The organism is uncultured Lamprocystis sp., from assembly GCF_903933125.1.
Lineage (GTDB): Bacteria > Pseudomonadota > Gammaproteobacteria > Chromatiales > Chromatiaceae > Thiodictyon.
This window is the reverse complement of record NZ_CAIZIZ010000288.1, coordinates 1-8,667: the sequence shown is the minus strand read 5'-3', so window position 1 is coordinate 8,667 and position 8,667 is coordinate 1. Positions and strand designations below refer to the sequence as shown.

The window sequence follows — 8,667 nt, the reverse complement described above, 5'->3', positions numbered from 1 at the left end:
GGCTGGTCAAGATAGCGTAACGCATCGGACTCTGGACTGTTTGGCGAGGCTGTCACGCATCGGTAAGCAGTCCGCTCGACCCGCGCAGCGCCCGCCGCTGCTGTTGATCATTGGTCAGGACCCGACACTCACGCTAGCTGCGCAATCCGCCAGATCGCCGTCGCTTGGTTGGCCATCCAGAGTTGCCGGGCCGCGATGCGCTCCGGTGTCCATTCCGCGAAGTCCTGAGCCAACTGACGGGTCATCGCAAAGCCGCTCCGGGCATAGGTGTCACGCTTGACGGCATAGGGGACATTGCCGAGATCCCGATTGGTGCCGGTCTGCATCAGGGTCATGTTGCCCAGACGGTAGACCAGTGCCTCGGCTTCTTCGTCGGTGAAGGCATCCCAGCCCACCTGGGGGTTCTGGGGCAACACATGCTCCAGAGTAAAGGCGTCGCTGGTGAAGTCGAGTCCGTGCTCGGGTGCCAGGTGTCGCTCCAGGGCGCAGAGGATATAGCGGGCCACGCGATTGTTACGGGATTGGGTGGTGCGAATGGTCTTGTCGGCGAACGCGGCGCGGAATGGCGGATCGTCCGGGTAGATGCCCGCCATCGCACCAAGGGCCGGGCCGAGGGCAGCGATGCCGCCGCCGGCGATCCGCGCGGCGACCTTGTTGTAGATGCGCTCCTGATCGGCGGGGCTATAGCCGCAGATGACATTGTAGCGTAGCGAAATGACGACGCAGGCGCGCACCAGACCCGCGAAGTCGGTGTCGGTGAAGGCGCGTCGACCCGCGAGCAGCAAAGGAAACGGCTGGCGCACATTGAAGGTGCGCAGGGTACCGGCCAGGCCCTTGAGTTCCCGTGGCCAGTCCGACACCTCCGGGGACGACAGCGCCAGGTAGGTATCGAGATCCTCGTCCATGTCGCGCAGGAGCTGGAACACGGCCTCGCGGGTTTTGACCTGTCCGCGAATGGTTTTGAACAGTTCGGCCTGACGGGCGAAATCGCGGCGGCTGTTCCAGTGCATGCGCAGAAAATCGGGGAAGCTCTCCGCGCCCAGGCGCCCGAGCATGGACTCCCAGCGCCCTTCGAGGCTGCGCAGTTCGTGGTCGTTCTGGCCGCCGCGATCCAGCACCGAGAACAGATAATTCTTGAGCAGATCGGTGGCGGAGAGCCGCACACCGCGGGCGTTGAGCGTCTCGAAAACCTTATACGCGTTGAGTTCGTCGGTGACGGTGATCACGGTGAAGAACAGCCGGTCACTCAAATCTTCCACCAGTTGGGCCAGGCGGCGGCCGGGGTCTCCGGTCTCTTGTTTGAGGATCTCACTGATCCGCTTGTCGAACCACTCGAACGCCTTGCGCAACAGATGCTCCGAGGCGCGAAAGCCGCGTCGCGGTAGGTGCCCCAACGGAACCAGATAATCCTGGAAATAGCTGTTGTTATTGCGGTTGAGGACCAGTTTTGGACGCGACACCAGGGTGACCGGGTCAAGATAGCCGATGTAGGTCTGCCTGATCTGGGTGAGTCGCTGGGCGTTGGCGGCCGGCTCCCGGCCTGTGTCCACCAGACGCTGCAGGTGCTTCAAAATGGTCAGAATGACGATGGTGACGGTGGTCAGGCGCTGCTGACCATCGATAACCTCGAAGGTTTTATCGTCCGGCGATTGCAGAACGAGATAGCCCATGTAGTGGGCCGGTTCGCCGCCGGGTTGCAGGGTGCCCAGCAGGTCGAGCCACAGATCCTCCCACTCCTCGTCCGTCCAACTGTAATCACGTTGAAACCGCGGGATGCGGTAGGTCAGACCGTTACCGATGAGCTTGCGAAAGGTGGTGTTCTCAGTTTTGAAGTTGGTAGCGGCCATGATGTCTCCGCGCGGCTTTTCAGCATAATCCACCCTACGAAAACGGGCTCCGTTGTAGGGTGGATAAGGCGCGCCGCTCGGTGTCAGGGACCCGGCACGGTGGTCGCGCGCGCCGCATCCACCAGGGGTCACGCGATGCCGCCCAAATTTGGAATTGCTGGTGATCTTGCAGGTATTGGTAGAACGCCGCGGCACGCGGTATTCTGGCACAGACCGAACTGCAACAGGAGAATAGACATGGCGGAGATCGAGCTCGCGGACGTGCTGGTGGGGTTGCGCAGAGAGCTGGCGCTGGCGCAGAAAGCGGCGGCGGCGGAGTCCTTACGGTTTCGTGTCGACGCCATCGACCTCGAAATCAAGGTCGGTGTCACCAGCAAAGGCGGCGTCAAGGCCGGCCTCAAATTCTGCGTGGGCGAATTCGGAGTGGATGCCGGGCGCGAACTGGAGAATGTCCAGACGTTGCGTCTCAAGCTCGCCCCGATCAACGCCGATGGCAGCGACACCCTGGTCTCGGATGGCGACACGAAATAGCGTCCAGCCTAAGCCTGCGCAGGTGTCGCGGTGATCCAGGATCTGGTGGTCGAGATCTTCGTGCCCGAGTGCGGAACCAATGGCAAGAAGGGCCAGATTGCGACCGGCTATCCGATCGCCCGCGACCGCATCCTCACGGCCCGCCATCCGTTGTTTCCCGCCCCCGGGCGCGACCCGGACCGCCCCATCGAAATCCGCTGGCGCTGCCGGGACATCGATCCGTGCTGGCGCCCGGTCGGGGATATCGTCTGGGAAGACCAGGGCTGGAACCTGGCGCTGCTCGCCTGCACCCTGCCTACGTCCATCGACCGTTGGGGCGCCTTCCTTAGCGAAGAGCGCCCGGTGCCCAATGCGCAGTGGTACAGCGTCGGCTTTCCGCGGGTCGGAGGTAAGCGCAATGGAGCGCGCAAGCCGTTCGGCATGGGCGGTTCGATCAAGGCCGCCATCGACAGCGCCGACCGGTTCGAGGTCGACGAGACCGCGGGTCCCGAGAATGCCGAGGCCTGGAAGGGCGCCTCCGGCAGTCCGGTGTTCGTCGACTCGCGCATCTTCGGGGTGATCGTCTCGGTGCCGAAGAATGTCAAGGCGCGGCGCCTGTCCGTGGTGCCGATCTGGCGGCTGCTGCGCGAAGTGCCGGACTTCTGCAAGCAGATTGGCTATCAGCAGCGTAAAGATCGTCGCGATGCCTTGGAGCAGGCAGTGTGTGCCGCGCTGAGCCCTGCCCGTGTGGTTGATGCGGTAAGTGCCCTCGCCGCGGAGATCCCCGGGCTCGCGGTCGAACTCGAAGGCCGCACCAATCCCGAGCGCGCTGCGGTCGTGGCCCGGCGTCTGCTCAATCTGGAGATGCCGACTGCGCCTATCGCAAGCTCACCTCAAGTCATCCGAAGGCGGCCCAGGCGATTGCGGGGGCGATGCGCGCCATCTTGCCCGCGGTCTATGATCACGGCGTGGTGGAGACCGTGCGCCATGCCTGCGGCGACGCCCAGGCCGGGCTGCTCACGCTCCCCGCGTATCACCACACCGTGGCTGAGATCGTCATGGCCGGCGCCGATCGGCGCCCCGTGGATCTATGCGTCCGCAACAAAGACAATGACTTTCCGAAGGGTCGGCTGTGCCTGCCCGAGCCACCGGAGTGCGGCTACGACGCGGAAGGGCGGCAAGCCGCCAAGGCGCTTGAGGAACACCTGGAGCGCAAGTTCTCTTTGGACCAGAATCAGGCGCACGGATTGGAGCGCGCCGTGGACAGCTTTTTGATCACCCATTTTGCCGGACGGTCAGAGAGGGATGTCAGGCACAGCGACGCCGAGCGCCAACTGCTGGCCGCCCGTGAGATTGCGCGCCAGGCCCGCACGGGCCGTACCCATTATTTGATCCTGCGCTCCCCGGAGGAGGCCGGGGACGCGGCGCGTTTGCGTGAGGTTGCCCGTATCCTGCGCGCCCGCTATCCGGGGCTCATGTGTATCGAACTGAGCACCAAATTCGATCACCGCCTCAAGGAATACGATCGTTTCCGGCCTTTCCTCGACCTGCTGCCCAAACGCTGACCGGAGCGCTTATGAGCTACCTCGACACCCAACCCGGAACCATCGTCCGCTTGTCCGGTTCGGCTACCGTGCCCGAGCAAGTCCATGTCCTGGCCGCGGAGGAGATCGACGCCATCAATGCCGCCCTGGCGGCCAGGCGCCCGCTTCTGGTGCGCGGCGAGCCTGGCATCGGCAAGAGCCAGTTGGCACGGGCGGCAGCCAAGGCACTGGGCCGCGTCTTCCTCTCTCAGGTGGTCGATTCGCGAACCGAATCGCGCGATTTGCTGTGGCATTTCGACGCCGTGGCCCGGTTGGCCGACGCCCAGCTCTTCGGTGCCCTGGGCGCCTTCGGTGTGCGCCGGGCGCCGCACCCGGACCCCGGCCAAGCGGCGGACGCCTGCACCGCGGATTGGGCGGCATTGGAGGCGGCGGCGCGCGTCCGGCTGGCGGTCTCCCGCTATGTCCAGCCCCGCGCACTCTGGTGGGCCTTCGACTGGAACAGCGCCCTGGCGCAGGCGCACGCACTGGGGATCGAGTCCCCGCCCCAGCCCGACGAGGGCGACCCCGAAAAGGGTGCCCTGGTTCTCATCGACGAGATCGACAAGGCCGAGAGCGACGTACCCAACGGGCTGCTCGAAGCACTGGGCGCCGGCAGCTTCACCCCGTTCGGCCGCCAGACTCCGGTGAGCGCGGTGGGCGAACCGCCGCTGGTGGTCATCACCACCAACGAGGAACGCACCTTGCCGGATGCCTTCCTGCGCCGCTGCCTCGTCCTGCACCTGCGTCTGCCGCGCGAGCGCGAGCGGCTCATCGATCAGCTCATGGGGCGCGCCGCCGCGCACTTCCCAGGGGCGGACCCGGAGATCCTGCGCCGCGCCGCGGGCCTCCTGGTCGAGGATCGCGAGACCGCCCGGCGCGAACACTGGCTGCCGCTGCCCGGCCAGGCCGAATATCTGGACCTGGTGCGCGCCGTGCTCGCGTTGGCCGGGGCGGGACCCGGCGCCGCCGGGCTCACCGCCGCGGACATCCTGGACCAGGTGGCGGGTTTCGTGCTCAGGAAACACCCCGAGTCCGTCGCCGGGGTCGACCCGGAGGAAACGTGACGCCACGGGCCGCCGGCGGGCGTGCCGACCTGGTGCGGGCGCTCGCCGCCGCGGACCCGCGGTTGCTCGACATCACCGCGGCGCTGCTCGGCTATGAGCCCCTGGTGCGTCCGCTGACGATTCAGGGCGATTGCGTCTCACCTATGACGGTTGCGGGCGGGGTCCCCACGGCGGCGCCGACGCCCCAGCCCAGCACGCTGCTCCCCGCGCTTTTCTGGCAGGCGACCGCGTACCGGCCCCTGGCCGATCCAACCGAGCCTGAAACGCCGCTGCCGATCGCCGAGGTGCGTTGGACCGGGCGTCCCGGCGAAGACCCGGCGCTCCGCCTGCTCTGCCCCTGGCGGCAGCTTCAACCGCGCCTGCGCGCCCGCGCCGCCGCCCGTGTCGCCACCCGCACGCCCGACGTGGCACGGATCGTCGCCCTGATCAGTCGCGGGCGCCAACTCGCCCGCGTGCCCTACGAGCGGCGTCCGCGCTGGGGTCCGCGCGTGCAGCTCATCGTCGACCGCAGCGAGCGACTGGTGCCCATTTGGACCGATCAGGATGTCGTCGCCCGGCGCCTGGCGTCATTGCTGCCGGTCCACGCGCTGGAGCGCGGCATCCTGTGGGAGGACCTGGACCGGCCGCGGCTGCTTGGGCGCGATGGCCGGACCCTGGCGTACCGGATGCCGCCGCCCGGGTCCCTGGTCCTAGTGCTCGGGGACCTGGGTGGTGCGCAACGGGGCGATCCGGCGGTGTCGCGACACTGGCTGCGCCTGGGTGCCGCACTGCGCGCGGCCGGTTGCCGTGCGGTCGCGCTGACCCCGCTGCCGTTGTCGCGCCACGGACCGGGGCTGCGCGAGGTCTGGGAGCTGATTGCTTGGGAGCGGGCGGGGGGGGAGTGGTCGGGGGGGAACGGTTCGGGGAGCGGTCGGGGGGGGACGGTACGGGGAGCGGTCCGCGCAGCGGACCCTACGCCCCGACAACAATGCGCCCGACAGCCTCGACGCCCGCGCCGAACGCTTGCTGCGCCTGGTCTCGCCCGCCGTGCGCATTGAGCCCGGATTGCTGCGCGCCGTGCGCCTGCTGCTGCCCGCCGCGCAGGCCGACGCCGGCACCGAGCTGGATGCCTGGCAGCACCCCGCGGTGATCGGTGCCGCGGCGGCCGGCGCGACGCTGGACCCCCAGTCCGCCGCGCGCCTGCGCGCCGACTTTGCCGACGAGCCGCCTGAACTCCAGCGGCAGGTGCTCGCCTTGCTGCGCGTCTGGCGCAAGCACGCCCCCCAGGAACTGTGGTTCGAGGAGATCCTGTCGCTCGCCCCGCGCTCGCGCGCCTTGCTGCCCGCGGCCGGCGATCTCGAACTGGCCGAACGCTTCTTTCGCCAGCTCAGCCAACAGGCGCGCGCCGTCCTGCCGGGTGGGGTGCCGGGTGCGGCGCTCGCCTGGTACCGCCGGTGCGAGCGGCGCCTGCCCGAGCACGCCTGGTCCGCGGGTGGCGTCGGGGAAGCGCTGCAACGCTTGTCCTGGGCGGTGCACGCGCAGGAACCCGGCTACCAGCCGCCGCCCGGGTTCGACCCCGCCTTTGCCCCCGCGGGTGCCGTCCGCCACCTGGAACTCTGCCAGTCCGCGGACTGCCTGGAGGTCACCCTGGTTGGCGGCATGACCGCGGGCCGCGCCGGGCGCAGCCTGCTTGGACGCATCGAGAGCGGCAGCGGACTGGTTCAGGTCTTGCCCCTGGATGACCTGCCCCCCTGGGCGGATCGCCGCGGCACCGACGCGTACGGCGACTGGATCGAATTTTCGGTACCGGACCCGACCGGCAGCCGTGTCGTGCAGCGCCTGCGCTGGATCGCGCCGGGCACCTTCCTGATGGGCTCGCCGGAGGACGAGCCGGGACGGTATTCCGACGAAGGCCCGCGGCACCAGGTGACGATCGGGGACGGCTTCTGGCTCTTCGACACCCCCTGCACTCAGGCCCTGTGGACGGCCGTGATGGGCGCCAACCCGAGCGGGTTTCAAAGCCCCGGTCGGCCGGTGGAGCAGGTGAGTTGGGAGGATGTTCAGGGATTCATTGCCCGCCTCAATGGGCTGGTCCCCGGACTGGATTTGACCCTGCCGACCGAGGCCCAGTGGGAATATGCCTGCCGGGCCGGGACCGACAGCGCACTCTATACCGGCCCTATCGAGATCCTGGGTGAGCGCAACGCCCCGGCCCTGGACCCGATCGCCTGGTATGGCGGCAACAGCGGGGTTGGTTTCGAGTTGGCCAACGGGTGGGACTCGTCCGAGTGGAAGGAGCAGCAGTATCCCAACCCCAAGTCCGGCACCCATCCGGTCGGCGAGAAGCAGCCGAACCCCTGGGGACTCTACGACATGTTGGGCAATGTTTACGAGTGGGTCGAAGACCATTGGCATGACGACTATTCCAGTGCGCCGACCGATGGCTCCGCGTGGCTTGATGCCGCTGGCGCGGCTCGGGTGGTCCGCGGCGGTTCCTGGCTCAACGTCGCGCGCTTCTGCCGTTGCGCCTCCCGCAGCAGGGTCGCGCCCGCTGTCCGTGTCGACGACCTGGGCTTCCGTTGCGCCCGAGTTCAGGTTCGTGAGCCCGGCGGGCAGGAGGGAGCCGGAGGCAGCGGAGCGGACTTCGGCGGGTCGGAGCCTTTGCGCCTGGACAGCGCCGCGCCCGCGGCGGTGACGCTGCCCGATGCCCCCGCGGTCGAGGTGCGCACCGAGCGCGCCATCCTCACCCTGCGCCGGACCCCGCGCCCCGCCTGGGCCAGCGCCATGGGTCGTGACCGCTTCGGCCTCTGGGCCGAGATCGCCATCGCGCCCGACGCGGGCGGCCAGCCGGTCATCCAGCGCCTGCGCTGGTGCCCGCCGGGGCGCTTTCTCATGGGGTCGCCGGACGACGAGCCGGGCCGTAGGCGCGCGGAAGGTCCGCGCCATCCGGTGACGCTGGGCGCCGGCTATTGGCTCTTCGATACGCCCTGTACCCAGGCCCTGTGGGAGGCGCTGATGGGCGAGAATCCAAGCACCTTCAAGACGCCGGACCGGCCGGTCGAAGGGGCGAGTTGGGAAGACGCGCAAAGCTTCGTCGCCGCCCTGAATCGGCGTCTTGCGCACCTTGGGGACGCCGACGAGCGCTTCGTGCTGCCGAGCGAGTCGCGATGGGAATATGCCTGCCGCGCCGGCAGCGACGCCGCGCTCTATACCGGCCCGATCGAGATCCTGGGCGATGCCAATGCCCCGGCGCTGGACCCGATCGCCTGGTACGGCGGCAACAGCAATGTCGATTTCGAATTGGACAATGGGCTTGAGCGGTCGTGGTTGAAGGATTTGCAATATCCCGGGGGCAAGGCCGGGATCCATCCGGTCAAGGGTAAGCGGCCCAATGACTGGGGTTTTTACGACATGCTCGGCAACGTCTGGGAATGGTTGGAAGATGCCTGGCATGACGGGTACGATGGCGCACCGCCAGATGGTTCTGCTTGGCCCTCCGATGACGCTGGCGCGGGTCGGGTTATCCGTGGCGGGTCCTGGGACGGCAACGCGAGGGACTGCCGTTGCGCGTGCCGCGGCCAGGACGCGCCCGGCAGCCGCTACGGTCTTCTTGGCTTCCGGTGCGCCCGAGTTCAGGTCAGTGAGCCGGTCGGGCCGGCCGCGGAGCGCGCCGGACCTGCCGCT

The 8,667-nt window shown here is 68.1% G+C and carries 7 protein-coding genes; 6 read left to right on the top strand and 1 reads right to left on the bottom strand.

Annotated elements, in window-relative coordinates; translation table 11 throughout:
- Positions 1 to 128: 128 nt before the first annotated feature.
- Complete coding sequence (locus tag QZY03_RS14030) at positions 129 to 1,847, bottom strand: DUF262 domain-containing protein (RefSeq protein ID WP_295582024.1); 1,719 nt, start codon at positions 1,845 to 1,847, stop codon at positions 129 to 131.
- A 237-nt stretch (positions 1,848 to 2,084) separates the two neighbouring features.
- On the opposite strand from QZY03_RS14030, the gene QZY03_RS14025 reads away from it, so the two are divergent.
- The 6 genes from QZY03_RS14025 to QZY03_RS14000 form a co-directional block, all read left to right on the top strand.
- Positions 2,085 to 2,378: a trypco2 family protein gene (locus tag QZY03_RS14025; protein ID WP_295582022.1), complete on the top strand. Its 294-nt coding sequence runs from the start codon at positions 2,085 to 2,087 to the stop codon at positions 2,376 to 2,378.
- A 30-nt stretch (positions 2,379 to 2,408) separates the two neighbouring features.
- Complete coding sequence (locus QZY03_RS14020) at positions 2,409 to 3,632, top strand: hypothetical protein (protein WP_295582020.1); 1,224 nt, start codon at positions 2,409 to 2,411, stop codon at positions 3,630 to 3,632.
- Positions 3,617 to 3,922 (top strand): hypothetical protein, encoded by a 306-nt coding sequence (locus tag QZY03_RS14015; RefSeq protein ID WP_295582019.1) that lies wholly within the window; start codon positions 3,617 to 3,619, stop codon positions 3,920 to 3,922. The genes QZY03_RS14020 and QZY03_RS14015 overlap by 16 nt, the downstream gene beginning before the upstream one ends.
- Before the next feature lie 11 nt (positions 3,923 to 3,933).
- Entirely contained in the window at positions 3,934 to 5,004 is a 1,071-nt protein-coding gene (locus QZY03_RS14010) for a MoxR family ATPase (RefSeq protein ID WP_295582017.1), read from the top strand.
- Entirely contained in the window at positions 5,001 to 6,041 is a 1,041-nt protein-coding gene (locus QZY03_RS14005) for a hypothetical protein (RefSeq protein WP_295582015.1), read from the top strand. Before QZY03_RS14010 ends, QZY03_RS14005 begins: the two co-directional genes overlap by 4 nt.
- A partial coding sequence (locus tag QZY03_RS14000) for a formylglycine-generating enzyme family protein (RefSeq protein ID WP_295582013.1) occupies positions 6,007 to 8,667 on the top strand: 2,661 nt, incomplete at its 3' end. The genes QZY03_RS14005 and QZY03_RS14000, both read left to right, overlap by 35 nt.